Below are 25,515 nucleotides of genomic sequence, written 5' to 3'. Positions count from 1 at the left end.
AATTTTTATTAGCCTTATAGGCTACCACTTTAGAACAACAACTCCACAAGCACTATGATTTGAACAGCCGTCATCCAATAGCAACAAAAAAACCGCTTGACAACCTCCGCTAGTTCCATTATCATGAAACTGGCGGTATTCAGTTATCTTCATCTGTGCAGATTAAATGACAAGATTATTATGGTTGGCGTCTTATGTTTAATTTTTTGCACTATGTGCACTTCATGTCTTTATTAATTTTACCTAGACTTCTAGGTTTTTCTCTATACAAGCTGAAACGCGTTTATAAGTCGTTCAAGACAGTATAGTACGCTAATTTGCAGGATTAGAGAGTGAGCAACTTCTACCACGGGATTTCTTTTGTCTTTTTTTCTGCTGAGTAAGTTTCTTAGTATTTATAGCTAAAGCAATTCAAAAGCCCATGAAGGGTGTCATTCCAGCGCGTGACGCTGGAATGACACCCTTGTTAACTGGCAAGATACTGTCAAAGTCCCAATAGTAGCCTCACTGTCAACGATGAGCCTTTAGGGTCTGCTGCTAACTACAACCACTCCCCTACCCTTTCTAGTTGTTTATAGCTGTTAAATCTTAGAAATTTATCAAAATATGGAGAGGCAATAAAGGGAGTGGTCTCTCTTAAATAATTAGATAAAAAATTCGGTAGATTATCTTGAAATTCCTGCATTTTTTGTCTGTAATCCTTCAAAGCAATAACCTTTACTTTATCATAGTCAAGTTTCCAATAAGCAAGTTCTGAAACTTCTTTTTTTGTTGTGTATTCTACCGCTAAAGCTTGTAAAATTAATTGTGGAAAAAATCCTGACATAACTTCCTCATTCGAAGGCGGTGAACCGAGTTTATAGTCTATAATTGCTACTTGCCAATTTGGCAGATATTCAACTCTGTCGCATCTTGCTGTTAATAAAATTTCTTGTAACCCACAAGTAGCTTCGGCATTACATGTTGAGACGCAAGCTAACGGATAGGAAAAGCTCTTCTCTAACTCAACGTGATTGTTTCTGGTCCTATCAAACCAGACAAAAGATTGAATTATCCTCTGCAACCTTACCCACCACATATTTGAAAAATTAAACCGATTAGCTGAAAATACTTCTTGTGCGATGCGCATTGGAAACTTTCTGTCACGCAAATATCTCTCAAGAATATTGTGCACCATAGTGCCAAATTCCAATATTGATGGCTTAAAATTTAAGTCTTTTAGCTGTCTAAGGTTCAGTATATGTTCAACGTAAAACGAATAAGGGTTACGAATCAATTTTTCTACCGCACTGCAAGACATCACTTGCAGTGTTTCTTCTCTGACCTCAGTTTGAGGTTTTGGCATAGGCTGAGTACATGGTACAACAAATTCAGGCGTATTTAATATTCTTAGCCAATCGCGATAAGGATACTTTGATCCTTGTAACAGAATTTCTAAACGCTGCAATAGAATTGGTTTTCTGTTGCTTAGCAATCTTGTGATATACACTTTACTTGCACCAAATAAACCGCGCAGAGTATATAAAAAACACCCCTGCTCCTCTTGCACGGAAGGAAGGTCAAATTTTTCTCTTGTCAGCGCATTCAAAAACGGATTTTGAAAACTTGGCATATCATAAAATCCAGCAAGTATTACAACTTTATTGTGATATAAACTGAATCTATTGAAGTCGCTTGCTACAGAAAAAAACTCTTTCTTCAAAAACAAGGTTAGAACTTGGCTATATAACTCCAGGGAACACTTAACCGTTATGCCCTCACATGCATTTAAAAAATCACTGGTAAAATTACCTACTTCATTACTTAGCTCTGAAAAATCTACCCCAGAAAGCAAATTAATACACTGCAAGTGAGCTGTTACCACATCAGAAATAGGGCAATTTATAGAATTAAGTAAAGGATTAAATATAGCTTCTAACTTATTGATAATGATCAATATATCTTCTTTATATTTTAGCTTTTCATGGGCATTTATGGCATTTATAATACTGCTTCGGCCGTTCGTACTGAAGCTGCGTAATATCTCTATTTCAAACTCAGATAAAATCTGAGTATATTCTTTCTGAGTGTAACCAAAAGTCACTAGCCTATGTTTAAGAAGAGAAAGAAGTGCCACGCTGTTCCAATTTGAGTTCGAAACTTCGATACTATAAAGTAGAAGTGTTATATAAGAGTAGTTTCCAGACATGGAACATGCCATACGAGTTGCAAGTAATTTATCAAAGACACACAAAGAAACGTTTTCATAACCTTCATTCTCTATAATTAGTGACGTCACTTGTGCTTCTTCCTCCCTCGAATCACAAGTGATGACTTCGATATTTCCAATGTACCCATCGCTAACTTTACTAAGGTCAGCAGTTGTATCAAAGATGTAATCAATAATTTCGTTATCCACAGTGCTCAAGCAGATAACATTTTTCCTATTCACATTTAAATAATCGAGCAGACCTTTCAGGCAATATTGATAGTGTTTTTTATCGAGCGATTTCCAGTCTTTCTCTTTAATTTTCAGATTCAGATTAGGGAAAATTATCTTTCCAAGTGGTAGTTCATATATAGCTTTAATCAATAACTTGTAGATTTCACCCTTTCCAATTCCAACAAAGATTATATGTTGATCTTTCTGTAGAGAGGTTATCATATTGTTTATGTAGTCACTTTTATGTTCTAGTATATCTACTACTCCAAGATCTTTTAAAGTGTTACTCGAAGTTTTAATAAGTAAGTTTATGAAATTCTCTATTTTCTTTGAGTGCTGATCGAACTGATAATAATCTGCTATTTTGGTATATTGGATTTTATCAAGCAGTGATGGCAAGCTATAAGCCAAATCAATGGGAAAATTATCATTGTTTTCCTTATTCCACTCCAATATGAACTGAATCAACAGCAGTGTCCTTTTTGTCGGCTTGATAACTTTAACTCTATCAAGATTTAATATTAAATATTCCTCATCGATGTTCTCTAGCGAAACTATCTCTGGTAAAATTATGCATTTTTTAGCGCTGCAATTCTTGAATGCACTCAGTAGTGCTATCACATCCCTCTTGCATGGAAGGATGACCTTTACCTTGGGAATTTCTTCTTTTCCATACTCAGAAAATATGTGCTGAGCAAGCACATCAAAAAAGGATTCATCTACGTCAGCAGTAAAAACTTTTCCCATGAAAAATGACAACTAGTACGATGTTTTATTGTACAGCAAAATATGAATGTGCTCACAGTTTCTTATGCTATTATATATTAAAATCTTTCATAACATTACATGACAAACATAAGAATAGAAGTTTTAAATAAATATGAGCAAGTTGGCAGCAGATGGTTAGTTAACGTTTATTCGATTTATATAAGCGAGGAATTACCATCAAAATTATATGAAGAAATTTGTAGGCTACTTTACAACAAAATCATACAAGACTGCCGTTATTACTCCTACAACGAAAATCTTGAAGAAGTTCAATATGATTTCATAGAACCACAGGCTGAGTGGGGCTTGGAAATAAGTTTCTTACCTGGCATGACCGACAACGTAGGCAACACAGCAAAACAGATTGTTAGAGAATATTTAATAAGCAAGGGCCATATTGATCCATCTGTCATGCAAATTTCCCACTCTATCATTCCAGCGCGTGACGCTGGAATCTATAGGTCCCAGTGTCGGAGCACTGGGATGACGGACGAAAGGGCTGGAATGACACCAATTGAGATCAAAGCAAGAAGCTCAAAACTGATCTTGGGTAAAGGAAACCTACCAACCGAGGATGATATAGAATTCAACCCTATCACTGAGTATTGCACGCTTATTTATAAGGAAAACGGCAATTTCCATTGGAGGTATTACAGTAAACAAAATATTCCACCTGGTGTCATCCAAGTAGCTGACACTGGAATCCAGGAAAAAAAACAGTGCCGGAGCACTGGGATGACATCCTATGGCACTTGGATGAGAGGGAGAAAAATAGGAATGACAGAAGGAAATACTGGGACGACACCAGGTAACGATGTTGCTAAGCCTGTCGACCTCAACGTAAGTGACCAAGAGCTTGAAAAGCTTAGCAGAGATGGGATCGATGGCAATGGCACTCTAGGTCTCTCCCTTGCAGCAATGAAAGCTATAAGGGATTATTTCAAAAAACTCGGTAGAAATCCATACGACATTGAACTTGAGTCTCTTGCACAAACTTGGTCCGAACATTGTAAGCACAACATCTTCTGTTCTCCTATCGATGAAATAAAAGACGGTCTATATGCGCATTATATTAAGCGTGCAACGTGTGAAATAAATTCTGACATATGTGTTTCAGTCTTCTTCGACAATGCAGGAGGAATAATTTTTGACGATGATTACTTGATTGTAGATAAAGTTGAAACCCACAATAGCCCTTCAGCTCTCGATCCGTTTGGTGGAGCAATGACTGGAGTGCTTGGAGTTAACCGCGATATACTGGGCTTTGGCAAAGGCGCAGAACCTGTAATGAATACCTATTACTTCTGCTTTGCCAAAAAAGCAAAAGGCAAATTTTATAGAGATAAAGAGCGCACTGATGAAATTTTGCCACCAAAATATATCATGAAAGAAGTAATTCACGGTGTTAATGTTGCTGGCAATTGTTCTGGCATTCCAACACAACTTGGATCGATATATTTTGACGATAGATTTTGTGGAAAACCATTGGTCTTTGTTGGAAGCGTTGGGATTATTCCGCGCAATATAAATAATGCACCTTCACACACTAAAAAGCCCAAAAACGGCGATAAGATTGTAATTATTGGCGGAATGGTTGGAAGGGATGGAATTCACGGTGCAACGTTTTCTTCGGAGGCGCTATCAGGAAACAGCCCTTCAACAGTTGTGCAAATTGGCGACCCTATAACGCAAAAAAAATTGTCCAATGCTGTCATAGAGGCAAGAGATCTTGGTCTTTACAATGCAATAACAGACAACGGAGCGGGAGGACTGTCATCGTCCATCGGTGAAATGGGGAAGAATGGATTTGAAGTTGATTTAAGCAAGGTTCCACTTAAAAACGATGGTATGGCCCCGTGGGAAATATGGATATCAGAATCACAAGAGAGAATGACCTTAGCAGTGCCGGAAGAAAATCTGCCTGCGTTTAAGCAAATCATGAAAAAACACGGTGTGGAAGTCAGCGTGATTGGGGAGTTTAATGAAAGTGGCAAAGCTGTTGTTAAATGTCCCGAAGAAACAGTAATAATGGATATGGAAACCGAGTTTCTTCATGACGGTAACCCTAAAATGCACTTAAAAACAAAGCCGTGGTCTAAGGAGGCTACTGTCATTCCAGCACCCTCCCTTGTCACCCAAGTAGCTGACACTGAGATAGCTTTAGCAATTAAAGAGAAACATTACGGCTCTGACCATCCTGAAGTCGCTAAACTACTGACAAACCTAGGTAACGCTTATGGGGACTTAGGTGATCATAAGAAAAAAAAAGAATTGCTTGAACGGGCTTTATCTATTCTTAAGAAACATTATGGCCATGATCATTTTGAAGTTGTTAAATCACTGGCAGGTCTCACTGGAATCAAGAAAAAAGAAGAATGGATCCCAGTGTCAAGCACTGGGATGACACCACATCAAGAAACTGAACTAAAAGAAATGCTGAGCAGACCAAACATTTGCAGCAAAGAGTTCATAGTGGTGCAATATGACCATGAAGTTCAGGGTTCGTCTGTGTTAAAGCCACTGCAAGGAAAAGGAAGAGTGTGTAGCGAAGCTGTTGTTTCAAGGCCAGTTCTTTCTTCAAACAAAGGTGTTGTGAAATCGCAGGGGTTCGGCTCAAGTTATGGGGAAATTGATACTTACCATATGGCAGCATGCGCGATTGACACTGCCATACGCAACTATGTAGCTGCAGGAGGAAATATAAATCATCTAGCGTTGCTCGACAATTTTTGTTGGTGTGACGCTTATGATCCAGAAAGACTGTGGCAACTAAAGAGGACTGCAGAAGCTTGTTATGACTTTGCAACTGCATTTAAAATCCCATTCATATCTGGAAAAGATAGCATGTTCAATGAATTCAAGGGATATGATGAAAATGGTAAGAAAGTTATTATATCTGCGCCACCTTCATTACTTATTTCAGCAATTGGAGTTATAGAAAATATTGAAAATGCGGTGTCGCTTGACGTGAAGATGCCAGGAGACTTGATATATGTGCTTGGTATAACATACGACGAACTTGGCAGATCTGAATATCAGCTATACAGTGGAATAGATAATAACAACGTACCAAAAGTTGATGCAAAGAGCGCCAAGAAGTTGTATGAGCGCTACAGCCTTGCAATAAAAGATGGCATAATTGCCTCTGCAATTGCACCAAATCTTGGGGGATTGGCTGTTGCTCTAGCAAAATCGCTAATCGCAGGAGATCTCGGTGCTGAAATTGATCTCTCACTAGTGCCAGTAGGGGAAACACAAAATGAAGATACAATAAACAAGATAGTAATGTTTTCTGAATCCCAAAGTAGAATTTTGGTTACTATTGCCCCACAAAATCAGCAGAGATTTGAAGAATTGTTTAAAGGTATAGTTTTTTCGTGTATCGGCAAAGTGATAGAGGAGAAAACCCTAAATATAAAGGATATCTTAAAAGTAGATCTGAAAGATTTAGGGAACAGCTATCGTAGCATAGTATAGAATATTTTTTTTATTATGCTAAATAACTCTTTTACTATATGTAATGTTTATTTAGAATGGATGTATGTTATTAAGTTTGGGTAGGTTATGTATATTTTATTAATGCTCTTGTTCATCAGTCTTTCTTTACTTAACAATTCAAATAAATTGATGATATGCGCTGCCCTAGTTACGGGAGCTGCTCTAGCTGTAAATTCAATGGTTAAGTTCTACGGCAAGAGAGAAGCTATATACAGCTTAATAAACGCGCACAGTGTCATGTTGTGTTCTTAAATGGCAAAATCTCAGTCCAATAATACTAATTTCATATACCGCAATTTTAGTATCCCTTTTCTCAAGTATCGTTATTTTTGATAATTAAAGTCTAAGTTTGACTTTCATATAACAAATTTCATTGCTTTTATTATAGCATCAGTAGTTGACAGTACTGTTGTGTATATTGGGTTACTATACAAATTCCCCGCAGGTAAATGCTTATCGATATACATTAGAGATTTAGCTTTCAAATTTTCTTATATATCAATATTAAGTATCTGCTTACTAGTAGCAACACACTTACTCCATTGGGCAAAGAAGAAGCATATTAAGCTTTTCGCGTAATCTGTTTTCGTGGCCAACGTTTTCTCAAGCCACATCGCCAGCAAACGCTGGCTAAGCTTAAATCTGCTACAATAACTTCAAAATATATTGACTTTATGTACAATATTAGCTTTAAACCAGTAAAATAGGTTTCAACACATGCGCTTTCTTTGTTCTAACTATGTTCTTTTTTTGTCTTTATTTTGTCTTTCATTTTTTTTGTTACCTTCAATAGAGGCCCAAACAAACGATACGTCAACAGCGGAATTTGTCCCCACACCACAAAGGAAAAAAAAGATAATTAAGCAACTGAGTACCGATGTTATGAAACAAACAGGCACAACCAAGGCAAATCATAGAAATGCAAGAAGAAGTTAATATCGACGAAAGCAGCCCAATTCTAAAAAGAAAAAAAGGTGTAGATACAAAGCTGAAAGATGCAGTAAAGCCTAGAGAAACAGAGAATGAAATAAAAAGCGAAAAGAGTTTTGAGAGCAAAAAGAACGAGTTAGTTGTAGCAGAAATTATCAATTCTATAAGAGACAAGCTCACAAAATGTTGGAGTATCCCTGAAAGCATAGCTTACAAAGAGAATTTTAGTATAAAAATCAATCTATTATTATCCAATCAAGGTGAAATAATTATGGCTGATGTAGCAGACAGTAGTTCCTACAAAAGTAATCCACTTTTCAGGTCAATAGCAGATAGTGCAATGCGTGCAGCATATAAATGTAGCTCAATAACTGGCTTACCTGCCAAACATTACCATATTTGGTATGAAGTGACACTAGACTTTATTCTAAATGGGTAAACAACAGACTGCTCACATGCAATCTAGGATACTATTTTAGTAATAAATATTTAAGAAATTTACTAAGTGAAAAAAAAGCAAAAGAAACGCCGAGTAGCTAGTTATTCACTATCTATCTTATAACATTGGCGTTTTTTATGTCTTAAACGACTTATAAGCGCGTTTCATCTTGTATAGGTAAAAAACCAGAAGTTTTAAAAAGACATGCAGTGCACATAGTGCGAAAAATTAAACATGAGACGCCAACCTTAATACTCTTGTCGTTTAATCTGAACAGACTGAAGATAAATAATAGCTCAAGTACTATAGTACTGGGGTTGAAAGAATTTGTCAAGTAGTTTTTGCATTCTTGGTACACACTGCTCTTAAATCACAGGTTAAAAAGTTAAGATAAAGGTATAAAAACATGAGTTTTGTTTTGACTTTTTGTGCTAATTTTGCAGAATATTGAGATTATCACTTGGATTGAATGCATGACAAAAGAAAATTGGGAGGCGGTAATTGGGCTTGAGGTGCACGCTCAGGTTTATTCTAAGGCAAAGCTATTTTCTAGCTCATCAACTGAGTTTGGTGCTGAACATAATACTCAAGTTTCCCTAGTTGATGCGGCAATGCCTGGCACATTGCCAATACTAAATTACTACTCCATAGAGCAGGCAATACGCACCGGTCTCGCGCTTTCTGCGGAAATTAATAAGTGTTCTTACTTCGACCGAAAAAATTATTTTTATCCTGATTTACCGCAAGGTTATCAGATAACTCAGTTCTTTGAGCCGATAGTTAGGAACGGTAGAGTGTTTATCAACAATAATGAAAAAGAAATAAGAATTGCGAGAATTCATCTGGAGCAAGATGCAGGAAAGAGCGTTCATGAAGAGAGCAAAACTTATGTGGATTTAAACCGCGCAGGGGTTGCTTTAATGGAAATTGTTTCGAAGCCGGACCTCCAGTCATCTGCAGAAGCTGCAGAATTTATGAAAAAATTGAGGCAGATTTTACGTTACATTGGCTCATGTGATGGTGATATGGAGAAGGGATCACTTCGTTGTGATGCAAATGTTTCTGTGCGTCCAAAAGGCAGCAGCACATTTGGCACTCGTTGCGAAATAAAAAACCTAAATTCAATACGTTATATTACGCAGGCTATAGATTATGAAATACAAAGGCAGATTGAAATTTTGGAAAGTGGGGGAGAAATAAGTCAAGATACTTTATTGTTTGATGTCGCTTTGGGGAAAACAAAAGTGATGCGAAATAAAGAAGATGCAAGCGATTACAGATATTTTCCTGAACCTGATTTGTTGCCTGTTGAAATAAGCCAGGACAAAATCGATCTTATCAAGTCATCTTTGCCTGAGTTGCCAGACCAAAAGAAGCTGCGATATATTAAAGAGTTAGGTATCAACGAATACGATGCAGACGTCATTACTTCCGATAAGGCAATTGCTGATTATTTTGAAGAATTGATAAAAAAGCATGATTCAAAGCTCGCCATTACTTGGCTCACTGTAGAACTTTTTGGTCATTTGAATAAAGCAGGTATTGATATTGTGAGCTCTCCGATCAAAGCAAACGCCTTGTCCGAGCTCTTGGATTTTATCGTTGATGGAACAATCTCTGCTAAACTTGGCAAGCAAGTTTTTGATATTATGTTTGAAACTGGCAAACCGGCGTCTTTAATTATAGAAGAGCAGGATCTAAAGCAAATAACCGATAAAGGTCAAATATCTGAAGTTATCGACAAGATCATCAATGACAACCAAGATAAAGTTCAAGAGTACAAAAGCGGTAAAACAAAATTATACGGATTCTTTGTTGGCGAAGTCATGAAACTTACAAAAGGAAAAGCTAGCCCTGATGTTGTGAATTTGATTTTAAGTAAAAAGCTAAGATTGAATTCCTAAATTTTATCTCACTGGAGGGGCAAAAAACCTTGCCCCTTGACGTTGATATTTAATTGTTCATAGAGTTGAAAAAGTCAGCATTACTCTTTGTTAAAAGCAATTTATCGCGTAAAAACTCCATTGCTTCAACAGATCCCATAGGATTAAGTATCCTACGCAACACCCATATCTTATTCAATATAGCCTTATCAATTAATAGCTCCTCTTTTCTAGTTCCAGATTTTGTAATGTCAATAGCTGGAAATATTCGCTTATCAGCAAGTTTTCTATCAAGTATAACCTCAGCATTACCCGTACCTTTAAACTCTTCAAAAATAACTTCATCCATTTTTGAACCAGTTTCTACAAGAGCAGTAGCAATTATTGTCAAAGAACCACCATTTTCAATGTTGCGAGCTGCTCCGAAAAAGCGTTTTGGTCTCTGCAGCGCATTTGAATCTACACCACCAGTTAGAACTTTTCCAGACGAAGGAATGACCGCATTATAAGCGCGTGCAAGACGGGTTATAGAGTCGAGCAAAATTACAACATCCTTTTTATGCTCAACCATTCTTTTAGCTTTTTCTATCACTATTTCAGCAAGCTGTACATGGCGGTAAGCAGGCTCATCGAATGTAGAACTCACTACCTCACCCTTTACAGAACGCATCATATCTGTCACTTCTTCAGGTCTTTCATCTATAAGCAATACTATTAATTCTATTTCTGGATGATTTGTAGCTATAGAATGAGCCATTTGCTGGAGCAATATCGTTTTTCCTGTGCGGGGTGGAGCAACTATTAATGCTCTTTGTCCTTTTCCAATAGGCGCAACTATATCCGCAGCTCGCATACTTATATCTTTTTTATTATCTACACAGCTGTTGTTTTCAAGAATCAACCTTTCTTCTGGGTAAAGAGGAAGCAAGTTGTCAAAGTGGACGTATTTTCTTAGCTCACTTACTTTAGTAGAGTTTATACTTTGAACCTTAGTTAAAGTAAAATATCTTTCCTTATCACTAGGTGGCCTAATTTCCCCACATACCATGTCCCCTGTACGCAAATTGAACTTTTTTATCTGTCCATTGGAAATATACACATCGTCAGTACTCGGAGCATAATTAGCACTTGCTGAGCGTAAAAAACCGAAACCATCAGGTAATATTTCTACTATTCCGCTTCCTGTAGTAGTGCCTCCTTCTTCGCTCATTTTCTTCATTAAGCTGAATATCATCTCCTGTTTCAGCATTCTGCCATTACCTTTACCATTAGTTGAAATTTTCCTTTCTTCAGCTAGATCCAATAATTCTTCTGCTGTTTTTTTTCTCAGTTCACTCAGATCTAGTGCTTTTTTGTTTTCTTTTACACCTTTATTTGTTGTTTGTTTTACCACATCGTTGTTGGAAATTTGCTCACTTGTTTTTGCTGATTCTAATTCAGCTGAAATCTTTGCTTTTGCTAAAACATCCTCATTGATTGTTACCATAGTCCTCCAAAAATTTTAATTGATTCTTACTAACCTAAAATGTGACTACAAGATAATAATTAGGCTAAACTAATCTTTAGGAAGTATTAAACTCAATTGCCATTAAGCTACATACTTTACCTACCATTATACCAATAAACACTAACAAGTCAAGTTAATTTAATATTAATAAGATATGAAAATAGATAAACAATCTGAGAGACTTTAATAATTTTCCTTTATATTTCTTAACCTTTCTTGTTTCTCTTCTTTTATTTTTGCTTTTTCTATTTCTGTTTCCAAATTTTCTTGACTGCATAAGCCTAGCAGTACAGGATCTTGAGGTTTTATATTTTGCATATTATAGTGAGACCCATCCCTTACCTGCTCCACTGTACAATTTGTTGTACTAATCAATTTAGCTATAACATTATTGTCCAAAATAGGAAGCTTTTTTATTAAATAATAAATCGCATCAGGTTTATCTCTACGCCTTGCCGGAGAAGCAAGGCCGGAAGCATTGCCGCTTGATTTACTCCTTTTTTTTACATTTTTTGCAACCAAACTTGGGATACGACTTGGTTTTTTTTTACAGTTATCAATTTCTTTTTCAGTTATTATTCCAGAAATAATAGGATTAAATCTTTCAACATCTATTTCCTCATCAGCTATATTCTGCACTTCTTCAAGAGTTAACTTACAGCATTGCGCTATTTGATTAAAAGTTAAAGCAGTATTGTCTACTAGCCAAGCAGCAATTTGCATGAGAAATTGTTTATTTTTATCATTGCCCTTAGAAAGTTCTGTTGACATCAAAAAGCATCTCCCATTTAAAATATTCGTTGTCGTTATTTAGAGCTAAAATATAAGCCATTAAAATTAAAAAAGCATTAATTTTATCACTAAATAGATCTCTTGCATTATGGTAGGGAGTTTTTAGGAGAAACACAGGTGAACGTCGCAGAATGCTTGACGCTGGAATCTAATGTCACTTTATAGTAGTGTCTCCAAGTAGCCTTTTTGTCATCTCAGCATCTCTTTTTCTTGTCATCCCAGTACTTGATACCGGGATCTAGGATACTACTTTAGTAATAAATATTTAAGAAGTTTACCAAATGGAGAAAAAGGCAAAGAAACCCCGAATGGCGAGTTTTGACTCTATAATACTTTAAATTGCCGCTATAATAATTTACTGACGCTTAGTTCAAGTGCAATTTGGCTGAATGTAGAAAAAATGAAAAAGACATGCAGACGCTATAATTTGATACAATCCGCCAAAAACACCATGGTTTTTTACTGAATTTTGTCATTGAGCCTGCAGATCAAAAACAAGTTTTAAGTTAGAAATACCCTTAGTACTACTATAGTGGTAACGGCGAAGGTTGTCAAGTAGTTTTTTGTTTCTATTGAATACCAATGCTATGTCAAAAATTTGTTATGCGATAAATCTATTGTGCAGCCGCGTTTTTTCTTCAACTTGGGGATTCATAATACACACAACGGGTGTATGGTCGGATGGGCCTTCCAGCTTGCGCAGCCTGCTATCTATATAACACGTTTCCAACCTATCAATAGCTTGCGGTGATAGCAGCACATGATCTATTCGCATTCCTTGATTATTTCTTAGTGAATTGTCTTGATAGTGCCACCAAGTAAACTGCTGTAAGTTTGGGTTGGATGTCCTAAATGCGTCTTTAAACCCAAGATTCAGGATTGCCCTTAATTTCTCGCGTTCTTTTATATGAAAACACACTTGACCATTCAATAAAATTTGGTCAAAAACGTCAATTTCATTCGGTGCAACATTGTAGTCGCCGGCTATAATAGTTAGCTCCTCATTCTTCAACAAATAGCCCATTCTTTCGTATAGGTTATCGAAAAACTTGAGTTTATACGCAAACGTGTCAGAATCTGGGCTTTGACCATTTGGAACGTATACGCTTCCTACTCTTATCTTCTGATTATTGTGCTTTACTTTGCACTCTATATAACGCGCTTCTTGATAGCCTTCTACAATGTCAATTTTCAATTTTTCTAGTATTGGATGTTTAGATAAAACACAAACACCATTTCTTGCAACTTGCCCATAGACAGCGCATTCATACCCGAGCTTCTCTATTTCCGCATAAGGAAATTGCTCTTCCGTACACTTTATTTCTTGCAGCAGAATTATATCTATCTGACTATCAATTATGAAACTACAGAGCTGCTCAACTCTTTTGCGTATAGAGTTGACATTCCAAGTGGCAATTTTTATCATCAGCAATCCTTATTAATCATATCAATTAAACTCTCTTTAGTAGGTAGCCTCGATGTTATGACTTTTTTCCATTTGATTGATTTTAAACTATCAGCAATATTCTTACTCATAGCGTATGCAACTATGTCGCTCATTGCATGAGATAGGCCACTTTTTGAAACTAAAGAACAGAATATTCTTGCTGTCTGTGAAGAAAAAAAAGCAACACTATCGATTTTACTACCTGATAACAAATTTTTGTACCTGTGGGTTAGATTCCTTTTAATAATTGTCTTGTAGAGTATAACTTCTCTTACGTTAAAACCTTCTTCAGATAACCTTTTTTTCAAATCGCATGATATTTCCTGTCCCCTGATGTATAGGAACTTTACTGCTATTGAATAGTTATTTTTTATAAATGATATCAGACCCTCAACATTACTGTCTGCTGATATGATATCAGAGAACCCTAAATCCTTTGCAGTTTGCATCGTTGAGCTACCAACTGTAATGATTGGAAGGTCATCTACCTTGCATATTTGGCTAAATGCTTTCACGCTGTTTTTACTTGTGGATATTACCACATCAAATTCATGTGCAGATATATCAGGCTGCAGATATTTTATTGTGAATACTGGCTCTATATATACTTTATACCCATATTTCCTCAGCGCACTTCTCGTATCCAGTGAGTCTGATAAAGGCCTAGTCAACAAGATAGACTTCATTCTAATCTACTTTACTACAGGTAAAAATAATACCTTTATAAAAAAATTACTGAATAAAAATTTTTAAGCAGATTATATTTCTTATCATCAATTCTGGGCCTCACTGAAGTCTCAGATGTACAGTTCCAGGGTATAATAAAGTGTGAGGAAAAAATACCATCAAAGGAGGAATTACTGGACCATACATCTAAAGTAGAATATTATTTGCCTAAATACGACTTTTCTTGTCAACTCACACATCAAACCAGTTTTAGCATATGCGAAAAAACTACTTAACAACTTTCGCCGTTACCCTTATTATAGTACTGGAGGTATTCAGTTATCTTTATCTGTGTAGATTAAACGACAAGAGTATTAAGGTTGGCGTCTTATGTTTAATTTTTTGCACTATGTGCACCTTATGTCTTTATTAATTTCACCTAGACTTCTAGGTTTTTCCCTATATAAGCTGAAACGCGCTTATAAGTCGTTCAAGACAGTATAGTACGCCAATTTGCAGGATTAGAGAGTGAGCAACTTCTACCACGGGATTCTTTTGTCTTTTTTTCTGTTTAGTAAGTTTCTTAGCACTTAAGCTAAGGGTCTGTTGCAGTTTAAAAGTCGCTCAATTGCAGCGTTTAAGACTTAAAAAAACGCCAATACTGAAAATAAACAATGGCTAAGGCTTCTTTTGCCTTTTTTCAGTGAATTTCTTATAGCTACCGTAAGCAGGATCTAGAGATACTCTATGAGCATTTTAAATTTCAAGAAATAAAAATTACTAGTTTTTAAGTGAAGAAAAGTCTACAATTATATGAAATCTCAGGAGTATAATGTTTAACTTCAAAATATTTCGTAATGTCCATTGCCTTTGAAGTTATCATGGCTGTTTGCTATTTGCGGGCAAAAAATGCCAGGTTTTGCTCTATCATGACTTTGTTTTCTATTATTGGCATTGCTCTTGGAGTTGCAACGCTAATAGTGGTGACGTCTGTAATGAACGGATTTAGGGGAAAGTTGCTTGACTCAATACTTGGCATTGATGGCCATGTTAATGTTTATTTCGATAGAAACATAAATTCAGATTATCATGCAGTATCAAAATCTATTGAGAAGATTCCAGGTGTATTGAAATCAACTCCTATGACCAGTGACCAAGTTATCATTGCAGCAAATGGTAAAATTACAGGTAGCGTGGTGCGAGGCGTATCAGTTAAAGATTTATTTAATAATACTACTGTTACAAATAATGTAATTGTGGGTAATGTAAAAAAATTTGATGAAGGGGTGATAATAGGGGCGAGATTAGCAGAAGCTTTGAACATTGACTGTGGCAATAAAATTGTGCTTATATCACCTGAAGGATTTGATACATTGTTTGGTGAAATGCCGAGAATGAAAGAATATGAGGTTATCGCAATATTTGATATTGGTATGTTTGAGTATGATAATACTTTAATGTATATGCCCATAAAATCAGCACAGGCTTTTTTTAATTATAAAGACAGTATAAGAAACATAGAGGTATTTGTAGATGACATTACTAAGGCTAATGAGCTAGCAAATGCTATAGAAAAAGAAACAGGAATGGAAGCTGAAAGTTGGCAATTACAACAAAGCCACTATTTTAATGCTTTAAAGACTGAAAGAAATGTGATGTTTTTAATTCTCACTTTGATTATAATTGTGGCAGCATTCAATATTGTTTCAAATTTAATGATGATAGTGCAAGAAAAGAAATCTGCAATTGCAATCATGCGTACATTTGGTGCAACAACTGGAAGCATTATGCGCATATTTTGCACTTGTGGGCTACTGATTGGTTTTATAGGAACTTGTCTTGGCTGTATTATAGGTGTTGTTTTTTCTCTCAATATTGAAAATATTAGAGTGTTTTTAGAAAGCATCACCAACGTTAAATTGTTTGATCCTATGATATACTTTTTTTCAAGCTTGCCAGTGATATTAGTTCCCCAAGAGGTAGTGAATATTTCTGCACTTGCATTATTTCTGTCATTTTTAGCAACAATTGCTCCTGCATTACAAGCAGCTGCGCAAGATCCTGCGGAGATACTACGGTATGAATGATACTCAGCAAAAATGCATAGGCTGGTTCTTAATTGTCTTATTATTTGTCAGCTATATTACAATAAATAACATGGTGTTTTTAAAAATAAATCAGCAAGAAAGCGAAGACAATATAAAGGTTTTGACGGGAAACATAGATGAGCTCAAGATGTTGCTTGAGGTTAATCAATCTAGAATAGAAAAAAAGATGTTTGAACTAAAGAGAAACCTGCACACTCAATGTGAGCAAGATGATGGTAGCCCAAGGCATAAAAACCTCGCAAAATTGCTGTTACTTGTGGTTAAAATGAAGAATTCGTTATTACAAGAAGCAAGATTTGATAATCATATAAATTCAATAAAGCCTTTAATATCAGAGCTTGACGATCCAGAGATAGAGAATGCAGTGAGTGAAGTGGAAAGTTTAAAAGAAGTAGATACTTTACATGAGTTAAAATTATCTTTTGAAAAGACTATTGCTGTTATTGACTATAATAAGAGTACATTCTTTAAAAGAGTCATTTCCAACTGGATAAAGGTAAAAGATAAAAACGATCCATTGAGAGTAAAGTTGGCAGAAATTGAGGAGTCAATAAACGATAATGATTGGCAGAGCATAGCTACTACAATAGGAGATTTAACACATCCAGAATTTAAACCATGGCTCAGTAAATTAAATGGTTTTATTGTAGCTTCTAATAATATTTCAATAATATATCATCACTTATTACAATATATCTCATGATTTACTTCATAGTTTTCGCTCTCTCTTTTTTATTTGGCATATGGGTCAAAGTGAGCGGTGAAGTAATGAGATTAGAGTTAGGCAGTTACACTATAAGTGTTGATCTATATTTCATTATTTTTGCTTGTGTATTTTTATTGTTTTTATTAATTATACTTGCACGCTTTTGTTCTTCCATTTCATCAACATTTGCCAACATAAGAAATAGAAGAAAGGATAGAGAAGAATTGCTTCTTTTTGAAGCTCTTTTTAGCATGGATTTGGGCAATACAGAGAACGCTCACAAGCTAGTTAAAAATCTAAATGAGGAGAGCGATAAGTTATCTTTAATAAAGCTCTTTAATTCAGGTAAGGTAGGAAATTACAGCTTCTTCAGCAACGGTTTAACAAGCATTGCAAGTAAAAATCGCAACTTAGCTCTGCTTCTGGCCAATAAACTGATTGTCCACCTTAAGCAAGAGGGGGCAATCTTTCAAAAATTCATAGAGTATTGCACTAGTTCAATTAATGATAAAATTCTGTCTATTCCCTTTCAAATAGAGCATTGCATATTGCAAGAAGATTGGGCTTGCGCAATTTTGAAGTTAAAGGAAGCTGCGAAGTTCAATATTTTTCTTCCTTTTGATTGCAAAAAAATGTTAGCAGTTTTTTATTGCGCTTTAGCAAAGCAATATGAAAGTAAAGGGAATTATAAGGAAGCTATAAAGTCTTTATTTAGAGCACAAAATCATTGCGCAACTTTTCAGCCTATCAATTATTTAAAGGCGAAATTATATATTAAACTTGGAAAAATCAGAAAAGCTTCTGCAGTACTAGAGGCAGAGTATACAGTAAATCCTACTCCTGAGTCAGCAAGAATTTACATCAGTTTAAATAGTAAAGGTGCTGAGAAACTATATGGTTTGCGTCCTGATTATTATTTTAGTTATTGTTTACTTGCTTTATCTTCGATTAGCTTAGGTAAGTATGATCTTGCAAATCAACATCTAGACATTGCTATGAAAAAAGCTAATTACATATCAATCTACCTTATTATGGTGCGGCTTAAAATTAAATTGCAAGAATATGAAGAGGCAGTTCACTTACTAAACAAGATGGGCCCAGAAGCTTTACTTGACCCATGTTGGAAATGTAAAAACTGTAGTAAACAGCTAAAGCAGTGGGACTACAAGTGTTCAAGTTGTAATAGCTTTAATTGTGTGTATTATGTTCAATAGTAGCTTATATACATAGCCATCATTTCTCACACTGCTTAGCTGCACAGATACCACTTTTTTACCTCACGTATTAATACTATATAAATCATAACCAGGTTAATGATTTATGTCAATTAAAATTGTAAAATAAAATTTCTTAATTTTGTTATATAAATAGGTTAATATTAGTACTAAATTTATCAAAAAATTATAATATAAATAATGTTGTCGTAGAAATTTATAACAATATTCCCTATAACGTTTAATAAATTTCAATAAATTGCTTTTTTAATTATGGATAAGTATACACTCTGTTAATATGTTTAGTTTAAAATCCAAAAGTAGGTTCATGCTTTCTGTTGGAGAAGGAGGTATAATATTATTATATTTCAAAAATAACACTTTAAATAAAAGATATTTCATTAAGGACAAAAATGATAAGGCAGTATCTGATCTAAGTTTATGCCTTTCATCGAATGAAAAAGCACCTTTATATCTAGTGCTCAATCATGCAGATCAGAATTATTTGCTACAGTCCATTCCAAAAGTAAATAGGATTAGTCCTTACCTATCAGCAAAAGCAAAGGTGGAGCATTTTGCTCGCAATAACGATATAAGCTCAGTTTATTTGGTTTCTCAACCAAATAAATTTAACCAAAACTGGTATTATCTTCTTGTTTCATCAAAAGCAAAACATTTAGTGGAATATTGGTTAAATGTGTTTATAGAGATAGGCTCTAACTTTAAGGGAATATTAATGTTTCCTATAGAAATAAATAATATGGCAAAAAAGGTCTTCTATAAAGACCCTGATAATTGGAAGATCATAGTTGCTGCAACCAAAACTGGAGGCTATAGACAAGTGGTTTTTAAAGAGAATAAAATGGTATTTACACGTTTAGTGCCGTTTACTAAAGATAATCTACCAGGGATTATTGCGGGTGGAATATATCAAGAAGTGCGAAATACTATTCGGTCTTTAACTAAGTTTGGCCTCAAGAAAAACGACCTTATCGACCTTTGCATGGTAGTACCAGAAGATATTAAGACTAGTTTATCAGTTATAAGTTTTTCGGAGAATAGCGTGAGCATATTAACTCCATATGAGCTGGGTAAATTGCTAGGGTTAGAATTAGCTGTAAGTGAGAAAGACAGTTTCTGCGACACCATAATTCTATTCCACAGTTTTAAGAATAAACCGGCAGCTGTTTTCAATACAAAGGAAACTAAAGAATTTTATCTATTAAACTACCTTTATTTGAACTCTCCTCGAATTTTTCTATACTTTGCTTCAATTTTAATTGTAATCAACATCCTTTATTTGTTAAATTTGCACTCGAATCTTAACGTTGCTGGTAATTTATCAGCAAAGAAGGGAGCCTTAGATAATCAATTAATGAAACTTAGCCAAAACTATAATATGAAAAAAATAAGTGAAGTCTACGATTTTATTAACATCAATAACATTTTATCTAAGATGGAGTATTCTCCTCTTGTACAAGTGAGGTATGTAGAAAAATTAAAAGTACAGGGTGTAGAACTTCAATCATTTGAGTGGAATTATAATGAGGTGGAAAATTATATTACTACAGCTCTAAAGTTTGACTTTCAATCTGGTAAAGATGTTTATTATCAATACAAGGAACTACAAAAAAAATTAAACAACAATTTTCGCACCTATGACATTAATATTGCTATTTTGCCTGCTACTAAAAAGCAAAATATATCTATTGATGTTAAAATAGGAGAGGCTATGTAAACTAATGACTATCTTCCAGTTAAAAAAAAGAGTTGCAATTCAACTTCTGTTTTATTTGTTATTATCTGTTGGGTTAATAGGAACGTTAACTTACGTTGTTATTTATAGCAAAAAAGTCCATAGTAAAAACCAAAATGCCATTGATGAGATACGTTCTATAAATTTACAAATCACTGAGGTCCAAAAAAAGGAAGTTGTTTTAAATAAAAATCTAGATTTGTGGAAAAGAATTTCTTCTTCAAATTTACACAGTAGCAGATACATTGCAAATTTGAATTTTGAGCTTGGCAAGCTATATAAAAAATATTACATACTAGAACCTGAAATATCAATTTCCATACCTGAGGAAGTTGAATTACACGGTGAAAGTGAGCATACAAAAGTGATAAAAAGTGAAGTTACCCTAAACTTCAGTTCAATTAGCGATAAGCATATTTTTTTATTTTTACAGTCTATTCCAAGTCTGCCTGGTTATGTCACGATCAAATCTCTTGTTCTGAATAAAGAGAGAAATATTGATGCTGCAACTATGAATCAGATTTTGAATGGTAATATGATAGAGATAGTGAGAGCTAATATGGTCTTTGACTGGTACACTATACTAAATAGATGAGATAATGAAGATAAAGCTGTTTTTTATTTTTACTCTACTGTTTTTCAGTGTGAATGTATATTGCAGCTGTAAAGGTATTATAGAAAGCATAGAAATTTGTAAAGAATATACTTGTCGACAATATATTGGTAATGAAGACTTTATCGAGCACAGAATATTTGGATTAAATAGCAAGGGTTTATGTGTATATATAGAAAAACAAGGTAATGATGAAATGGTTTGTCATCACTCTAAGCATGGGGTAATGATGGAAAAAAAATATTTCGAGAGCATTTTCAAAGTTGGCAATCAAGAAGTCGATGATTTTATTAACATAGCAAATTTGCGTGCAAAAGAGTGTCTCTTTATAAACGGTCGAAAAACAAATTATACTGATCAGGATGATATAATAAAGGAAGCAGTGGAGAGTGACTCTGACGTCTTATCACAATACAATGATATGAAAAGCATTTTTTTTGATGAGGAATCGATTAATAAGATAGTCAGTGAGATGGAAAAATTTCACCAGCGGTCTTCAGGAGCTGCAGAAGAAAGGATATTAGACAATTTTAATTGTAAGGTGGTGAGTTTAGATTCGATTTTATACTTTTCTTCCGATACATGGAGAATATAGGTGAATGGAAGGCTTTTTTCGAATGCTAAGGATTTAAAAGTTCATTTGGTGACTGAAAACTATGTAACTTTTGTATGGGCTGTAGACCAAAAAGTGCTAAAAAGCGAGCGAATAATTCTCAGAATGTATATTTAGATGATGGGAATGTTATGTTCACGTTTTATCCAGGCCAAAAATTTGACTTAGATAGCTTATCTATTAGATAATTTAATATATGTGCGCTTGTAGCTCAGTTGGATAGAGCGTTGCCCTCCGGAGACAAAGGCCGTGGGTTCAAATCCCTCCAAGCGCATTAGATTTGACAATAGTGTTTTCGCATAAGATAATATAAAAAGTTTATTCAAAGCACAATTATGTCCAATGGTACTATAAACAAAGTCATATTAATTGGTAATTTAGGAAGGGATCCTGAAATTAGAACTATGCAAAACGGAAAAGAAATGGCAAGTTTTTCAATAGCCACATCTGAAAGTTGGACTGATAAGTCTTCTGGTATACGCTCTGAAAAGACAGAGTGGCATAGTATTGTAGTGTTTAATGAAGGATTAGTAAAAGTCGTCAAGGATTTTGCACGTAAAGGCAGTAAAGTTTACATTGAAGGTTCTTTGAGAACTAGGAAATATACTGACCAAAATGGTAGTGAAAGATATATCACAGAAGTGTTGCTGCAGAATTTTAGTGGCATTCTTGCACTCTTGGATTCACGAAATAGTGCACCAAGCCCTGACTATAAACCAAGTGAGTACAAGCAAAACGAAACAGAGCAAAAAAATCAGTATGAAAATTTTGATAGTGAGATAAAAGAAGAGCTAATCGATGACGAAATACCATTTTAATAACTTCAATTGAAATCATTATATACATTTCTGTGGACTGCTTGTGTCACGCCTTTTAATTGTAGCGGAGATAGCGTAGATTACCCCAGTTTGCAGCGTTTACTTACAATGCAGGCTGAAGCTGGAAATGGCGTAGTGTTGCTAAGTAGCACAGTTGAGGGCCTATCACTCACTGATTCTGAAAAACGTGCATTAGTTGAATCCGTGTGTAAGCTGGAATTAAACATGAAAATTATGGTTGGCGTACCGGGAGTGAGTTTACATCAGACTCTCAAGTGGCTTGACTTTTGCAAGGATATGCCTATTCATGGCTATCTCATGACAACTCTAATTTATACAAAGCCTTGAATCAAGGTACACACTTTGTGGTTTGAAAAGCTACTTGAGAAAGCACGTGTGCCAGCTATGCTTTATAACATTCCATCGAGAGCAGGAGTAAATCTTCATGCTGAAACTGTGCTTAACTTATCCAGCCACGAAAAATTTTGGGCTATTAAAGATTCAAGTGGCACTATTGATACTTTAATTGAATATAAGAAGGTTGCACCAAACATCGAAGTTTTTTGTGGAGATGATAATATGATACTTGAAATGGCTGCTTGTGGTGCAACTGGTCTGGTCTCTGTTGCTTCCAATATTTGGCCACGTGTGGCGCATAAATATGTTAAGCAATGCCTACTGTCATTCCAGCACATGACGCTGGAATCTAAGAAAAAAAACAACTGCTCAAACGGTAGAAAATGACGCAAAAAGTTCGACAAATGTTTGGCAACAAGCCTGCAAAGCACTATTTATTCTCAGTAACCCAATACCTACCAAAGCACTCCTGCACGATATTGGGCTCATAGAGCACAAAACTGTCCGTCTACCACTTAGCACACAAGACTTGCCTTCCGTTGAAACATTAAGGCAAGTGAATGCTTGGAAGGAAGGAATTGACTAACAGGTAGGCAACGTTTGTTAACATTATTAGACTTTCCGTACGACCATGTAAAAAACCAAACGCATGATGCACAACTATATGAACATTATGATTTGAGCATACCAAAACCCCAGTGCCTTCTTTTTCTGCCATCCAAGTAGCTGATACTGAGATCCAGCATTTCCATAATCATCAAAACGTCGTATTTTATCATAAAACAGCTACTTTTATACTCACTAACTTAATAAAATTCCTGGATCTCATGTCAGCTACTTGGATGACAAAAAAAGAGTACTGAAATGACGGAAGGAGGGATGCTAGAATGATAAGAGAAGGAGGCGCTGGCATAACGCCCTTGGATGATTATGTAAAATGCTTCTTCACATAATTATCAATAATTGTCTTAAATTCTCCAAAGATGTTACTGCCTTGTAAAGTTTTAAAGTATTTGCCGTCTTTATAAACTGCTGAAACGGACTTTTCTCCATATCCTGGTAAGCTTATTCCCAAATTTGCGTGTTTACTCTCTCCATGGCCATTTACGATGCATCCCATAACAGCAATACTCATATGCTCCACACCTGGATTTTGTTTCTTCCAGGTCGGCATGCGAATTTTTATGTAATCATTTACTTCTTCAGTTAATACCCGAAAACGATCGCTATTTGTGCGTCCACATCCGGGACATGAGATGACTTGAGGATTAAAGTAGCGTAAACCTATAGACTGCAATATTTCTTGACATGCTATTACCTCACTAATTCTCGATTCGCCAAGGCGTTGAGTTAAAGAAGCACGTATCGTGTCTCCAATACCATTTTGTAATAAGTAAGCAAGCCCTGCCGTAGTATTTATCACGCCTTTGTTGCCCATACCAGCTTCAGTTAAGCCCAAGTGCAAAGCATAATCGGAAGATTTTGCAAGCGCTGTGTAAACTGAGATTAAATCTTGCACTCTACTAACCTTACACGAAATGATTATTTTATCCGTGCTGAGGCCAATTTCTTCAGCCTTCTGTGCATTGCTCAGAGCTGACACTACAAGTGCCTTGCGCAATATAACATTAGAAGGTTTTGGATTACTAGAGAAGGAGTTCTCATCCATTAGTTTTTGTAAAAGGTACTTATCAAGGCTGCCCCAATTTACTCCAATTCTAATCGGAATGTCATGCTTTATTGCATACTCTATAACCCTTTCAAATTTTTCATCACGTTTTTCGCCAAAGCCTATATTGCCTGGATTTATCCTAATTTTACCCAGCATTTTGATGTTGTCTGGATAATCATGAACTAGTCTGTCCACCTCATATTGCCCACAACCTACCAGTATCTTACTATCGAAACCTCCTTTATTTAACTCTTCTACTATATAAGGTATTGCTTTTGCTACTTCCTCTGAATTCAAAGCAATTCTCACCAACTCCGAACCCGCATGCGCTAGTTCTATTACTTCTTTTGTATATTGCTTAGCACTGCTTTTTATGTCGCTAGGATCTATGTGTACACCAAGTGTCATGGATTGAACAACTATAGGATTATTTCCACCTATCTTCACTTGTCCAACTTTTACAGTATGAGTCTTATGTCGAGAGATGGGTTCATCACTCAAGTTATAATCTACCAAATCCTCATTCAACATGTCATTAACGACTAACCTATTTTGCTGTATCAGCTACACTTCCAAATGAATCCGAACCGTTTAAGCTGTGCTGCGTCACATTATTTAGATCGGCAATGGAATCACGCGAGCATGTTTTTTTTGATGGAGTGTCTTTTATAGTAACATTTATAGGAGAGATTTTTTTCTCTCGTGTTGTAGTAGCCTTTTTTCCTTCATGCCGTTTGCTTTCAAGTTGCTCACCTTCATATTGAGCTTGATCTATGAATACAGCTCCTTTCAGGCGTGTGATATTGATGCCATGCTGATTTACCATAGCATCCTCTCCATCTTCGACTATACAAGCTTCCATGTCACTTGGTTTATTACTGAGGAGAGCAATTTTTTTTTCTTTTAATTTCTTGGCTAGGTTTTCTTTGTCTATGTTAGCATTAGCTCGGCCTTGCAACTTTTTTTTCTTTAGGAGTTCCCTGCGCTTTTCATATAGTCTGTATGACTCAGCAAAATCCTCATCTTCATGAAAGTTTGTACCGCCAGGATTACCTTGTGGTACATATTTCTTACTAAGTTTCACCTTAGATTTAGCTGGAGTATCATGTGAAATAAAAAGACTAAAACCCAAAAACATTAATATAAATAAAACTTTAGAAAAAACCCTAAGCATATGGTGCTATAGTAAATACTGTCTTTTAAAAAATAACAATTAACGGACTTTAAGTAAACCAGAATCTTTACTAACTTTGTAATGAATGGTGATTTCATATCCAGTTAACACAGGCAAGATTTATATTTTTTA

15 protein-coding genes, 1 tRNA gene and 3 pseudogenes are annotated in these 25,515 nt (G+C 35.3%); 12 read left to right on the top strand and 7 right to left on the bottom strand.

Annotated elements, in window-relative coordinates; all coding sequences use genetic code 11:
• Window positions 1-541: 541 nt before the first annotated feature.
• Window positions 542-3,169 (bottom strand): PD-(D/E)XK nuclease family protein, encoded by a 2,628-nt coding sequence (locus tag AB6N09_RS00925; RefSeq protein WP_411131089.1) that lies wholly within the window; start codon window positions 3,167-3,169, stop codon window positions 542-544.
• Window positions 3,170-3,268: 99 nt separating this feature from the next.
• On the opposite strand from AB6N09_RS00925, the gene AB6N09_RS00920 reads away from it, so the two are divergent.
• The 3 genes and pseudogenes from AB6N09_RS00920 to gatB all read left to right on the top strand — a co-directional run bounded on the left by AB6N09_RS00920 (window position 3,269) and on the right by gatB (window position 9,961).
• On the top strand, window positions 3,269-6,667 hold the full coding sequence (locus AB6N09_RS00920; RefSeq protein WP_411131088.1) for an AIR synthase-related protein: 3,399 nt from the start codon (window positions 3,269-3,271) through the stop codon (window positions 6,665-6,667).
• A gap of 738 nt (window positions 6,668-7,405) precedes the next feature.
• Window positions 7,406-8,057: pseudogene (locus tag AB6N09_RS00915) on the top strand (hypothetical protein).
• A gap of 473 nt (window positions 8,058-8,530) precedes the next feature.
• On the top strand, window positions 8,531-9,961 hold the full coding sequence (gene gatB / locus AB6N09_RS00910; RefSeq protein WP_411131110.1) for an Asp-tRNA(Asn)/Glu-tRNA(Gln) amidotransferase subunit GatB: 1,431 nt from the start codon (window positions 8,531-8,533) through the stop codon (window positions 9,959-9,961).
• A 49-nt stretch (window positions 9,962-10,010) separates the two neighbouring features.
• Here the strand turns inward: gatB and rho are convergent, their stop codons facing one another.
• The 4 genes from rho to AB6N09_RS00890 all read right to left on the bottom strand — a co-directional run bounded on the left by rho (window position 10,011) and on the right by AB6N09_RS00890 (window position 14,372).
• Window positions 10,011-11,426 (bottom strand): transcription termination factor Rho, encoded by a 1,416-nt coding sequence (gene rho, locus AB6N09_RS00905; RefSeq protein ID WP_411131087.1) that lies wholly within the window; start codon window positions 11,424-11,426, stop codon window positions 10,011-10,013.
• Between the two features lie 204 nt (window positions 11,427-11,630).
• Window positions 11,631-12,218, bottom strand: a complete 588-nt coding sequence (locus tag AB6N09_RS00900) for a cell cycle transcriptional regulator TrcR (protein WP_411131086.1) — start codon at window positions 12,216-12,218, stop codon at window positions 11,631-11,633.
• A gap of 622 nt (window positions 12,219-12,840) precedes the next feature.
• Complete coding sequence (locus tag AB6N09_RS00895) at window positions 12,841-13,665, bottom strand: exodeoxyribonuclease III (protein ID WP_411131085.1); 825 nt, start codon at window positions 13,663-13,665, stop codon at window positions 12,841-12,843.
• Window positions 13,665-14,372, bottom strand: a complete 708-nt coding sequence (locus AB6N09_RS00890) for a uroporphyrinogen-III synthase (protein ID WP_411131084.1) — start codon at window positions 14,370-14,372, stop codon at window positions 13,665-13,667. Before AB6N09_RS00890 ends, AB6N09_RS00895 begins: the two co-directional genes overlap by 1 nt.
• Before the next feature lie 837 nt (window positions 14,373-15,209).
• Between AB6N09_RS00890 and AB6N09_RS00885 the strand changes: the two genes are divergently transcribed.
• From AB6N09_RS00885 to dapA, 9 genes and pseudogenes are all read left to right on the top strand, one after another.
• Complete coding sequence (locus tag AB6N09_RS00885) at window positions 15,210-16,439, top strand: lipoprotein-releasing ABC transporter permease subunit (RefSeq protein ID WP_411131083.1); 1,230 nt, start codon at window positions 15,210-15,212, stop codon at window positions 16,437-16,439.
• Window positions 16,432-17,163 carry a hypothetical protein gene (locus tag AB6N09_RS00880; protein WP_411131082.1) on the top strand — a complete coding sequence of 244 codons (732 nt, stop codon included), beginning with the start codon at window positions 16,432-16,434 and terminating at the stop codon, window positions 17,161-17,163. Before AB6N09_RS00885 ends, AB6N09_RS00880 begins: the two co-directional genes overlap by 8 nt.
• Entirely contained in the window at window positions 17,160-18,380 is a 1,221-nt protein-coding gene (locus AB6N09_RS00875) for a heme biosynthesis protein HemY (protein ID WP_411131081.1), read from the top strand. Before AB6N09_RS00880 ends, AB6N09_RS00875 begins: the two co-directional genes overlap by 4 nt.
• Before the next feature lie 298 nt (window positions 18,381-18,678).
• The gene (locus AB6N09_RS00870) at window positions 18,679-20,118 is read left to right on the top strand and encodes a hypothetical protein (RefSeq protein ID WP_411131080.1); all 1,440 of its coding nucleotides are present in this window, start codon (window positions 18,679-18,681) and stop codon (window positions 20,116-20,118) included.
• A 4-nt stretch (window positions 20,119-20,122) separates the two neighbouring features.
• Complete coding sequence (locus AB6N09_RS00865) at window positions 20,123-20,731, top strand: hypothetical protein (protein ID WP_411131079.1); 609 nt, start codon at window positions 20,123-20,125, stop codon at window positions 20,729-20,731.
• A 4-nt stretch (window positions 20,732-20,735) separates the two neighbouring features.
• A pseudogene (locus AB6N09_RS00860) lies at window positions 20,736-21,550 on the top strand (hypothetical protein).
• Between the two features lie 12 nt (window positions 21,551-21,562).
• Window positions 21,563-21,636 (top strand) — tRNA-Arg (locus tag AB6N09_RS00855).
• 61 nt (window positions 21,637-21,697) lie between these two features.
• Window positions 21,698-22,180 (top strand): single-stranded DNA-binding protein, encoded by a 483-nt coding sequence (ssb, locus tag AB6N09_RS00850; RefSeq protein WP_411131077.1) that lies wholly within the window; start codon window positions 21,698-21,700, stop codon window positions 22,178-22,180.
• 9 nt (window positions 22,181-22,189) lie between these two features.
• Window positions 22,190-23,123: pseudogene (gene dapA / locus AB6N09_RS00845) on the top strand (4-hydroxy-tetrahydrodipicolinate synthase).
• Window positions 23,124-23,465: 342 nt separating this feature from the next.
• Here the strand turns inward: dapA and ispG are convergent.
• Together ispG and AB6N09_RS00835 are read right to left on the bottom strand one after the other, a co-directional pair.
• On the bottom strand, window positions 23,466-24,740 hold the full coding sequence (gene ispG, locus AB6N09_RS00840) for a flavodoxin-dependent (E)-4-hydroxy-3-methylbut-2-enyl-diphosphate synthase (protein WP_411131076.1): 1,275 nt from the start codon (window positions 24,738-24,740) through the stop codon (window positions 23,466-23,468).
• A 16-nt stretch (window positions 24,741-24,756) separates the two neighbouring features.
• Window positions 24,757-25,383 carry a TRP75-related protein gene (locus AB6N09_RS00835; protein WP_411131075.1) on the bottom strand — a complete coding sequence of 209 codons (627 nt, stop codon included), beginning with the start codon at window positions 25,381-25,383 and terminating at the stop codon, window positions 24,757-24,759.
• Window positions 25,384-25,515 lie beyond the last annotated feature (132 nt).

The sequence above is a fragment of the Wolbachia endosymbiont of Tettigetta isshikii genome, from assembly GCF_041154185.1.
GTDB lineage: Bacteria > Pseudomonadota > Alphaproteobacteria > Rickettsiales > Anaplasmataceae > Wolbachia.
The sequence above is the reverse complement of the archived record's forward strand: the minus strand, read 5'-3'. Positions and strand labels throughout refer to the sequence as shown.

What these genes read in the sequence shown, in the direction of transcription:
- AB6N09_RS00925 (WP_411131089.1), bottom strand. Translation starts at nt 3,169, where the DNA reads ATGGGAAAAGTTTTTACTGCTGACGTAGATGAATCCTTTTTTGATGTG.
- AB6N09_RS00920 (WP_411131088.1), top strand. Translation starts at nt 3,269, where the DNA reads ATGACAAACATAAGAATAGAAGTTTTAAATAAATATGAGCAAGTTGGC.
- gatB (WP_411131110.1), top strand. Translation starts at nt 8,531, where the DNA reads ATGACAAAAGAAAATTGGGAGGCGGTAATTGGGCTTGAGGTGCACGCT.
- rho (WP_411131087.1), bottom strand. Translation starts at nt 11,426, where the DNA reads ATGGTAACAATCAATGAGGATGTTTTAGCAAAAGCAAAGATTTCAGCT.
- AB6N09_RS00900 (WP_411131086.1), bottom strand. Translation starts at nt 12,218, where the DNA reads ATGTCAACAGAACTTTCTAAGGGCAATGATAAAAATAAACAATTTCTC.
- AB6N09_RS00895 (WP_411131085.1), bottom strand. Translation starts at nt 13,665, where the DNA reads ATGATAAAAATTGCCACTTGGAATGTCAACTCTATACGCAAAAGAGTT.
- AB6N09_RS00890 (WP_411131084.1), bottom strand. Translation starts at nt 14,372, where the DNA reads ATGAAGTCTATCTTGTTGACTAGGCCTTTATCAGACTCACTGGATACG.
- AB6N09_RS00885 (WP_411131083.1), top strand. Translation starts at nt 15,210, where the DNA reads ATGTCCATTGCCTTTGAAGTTATCATGGCTGTTTGCTATTTGCGGGCA.
- AB6N09_RS00880 (WP_411131082.1), top strand. Translation starts at nt 16,432, where the DNA reads ATGAATGATACTCAGCAAAAATGCATAGGCTGGTTCTTAATTGTCTTA.
- AB6N09_RS00875 (WP_411131081.1), top strand. Translation starts at nt 17,160, where the DNA reads ATGATTTACTTCATAGTTTTCGCTCTCTCTTTTTTATTTGGCATATGG.
- AB6N09_RS00870 (WP_411131080.1), top strand. Translation starts at nt 18,679, where the DNA reads ATGTTTAGTTTAAAATCCAAAAGTAGGTTCATGCTTTCTGTTGGAGAA.
- AB6N09_RS00865 (WP_411131079.1), top strand. Translation starts at nt 20,123, where the DNA reads ATGACTATCTTCCAGTTAAAAAAAAGAGTTGCAATTCAACTTCTGTTT.
- ssb (WP_411131077.1), top strand. Translation starts at nt 21,698, where the DNA reads ATGTCCAATGGTACTATAAACAAAGTCATATTAATTGGTAATTTAGGA.
- ispG (WP_411131076.1), bottom strand. Translation starts at nt 24,740, where the DNA reads ATGTTGAATGAGGATTTGGTAGATTATAACTTGAGTGATGAACCCATC.
- AB6N09_RS00835 (WP_411131075.1), bottom strand. Translation starts at nt 25,383, where the DNA reads ATGCTTAGGGTTTTTTCTAAAGTTTTATTTATATTAATGTTTTTGGGT.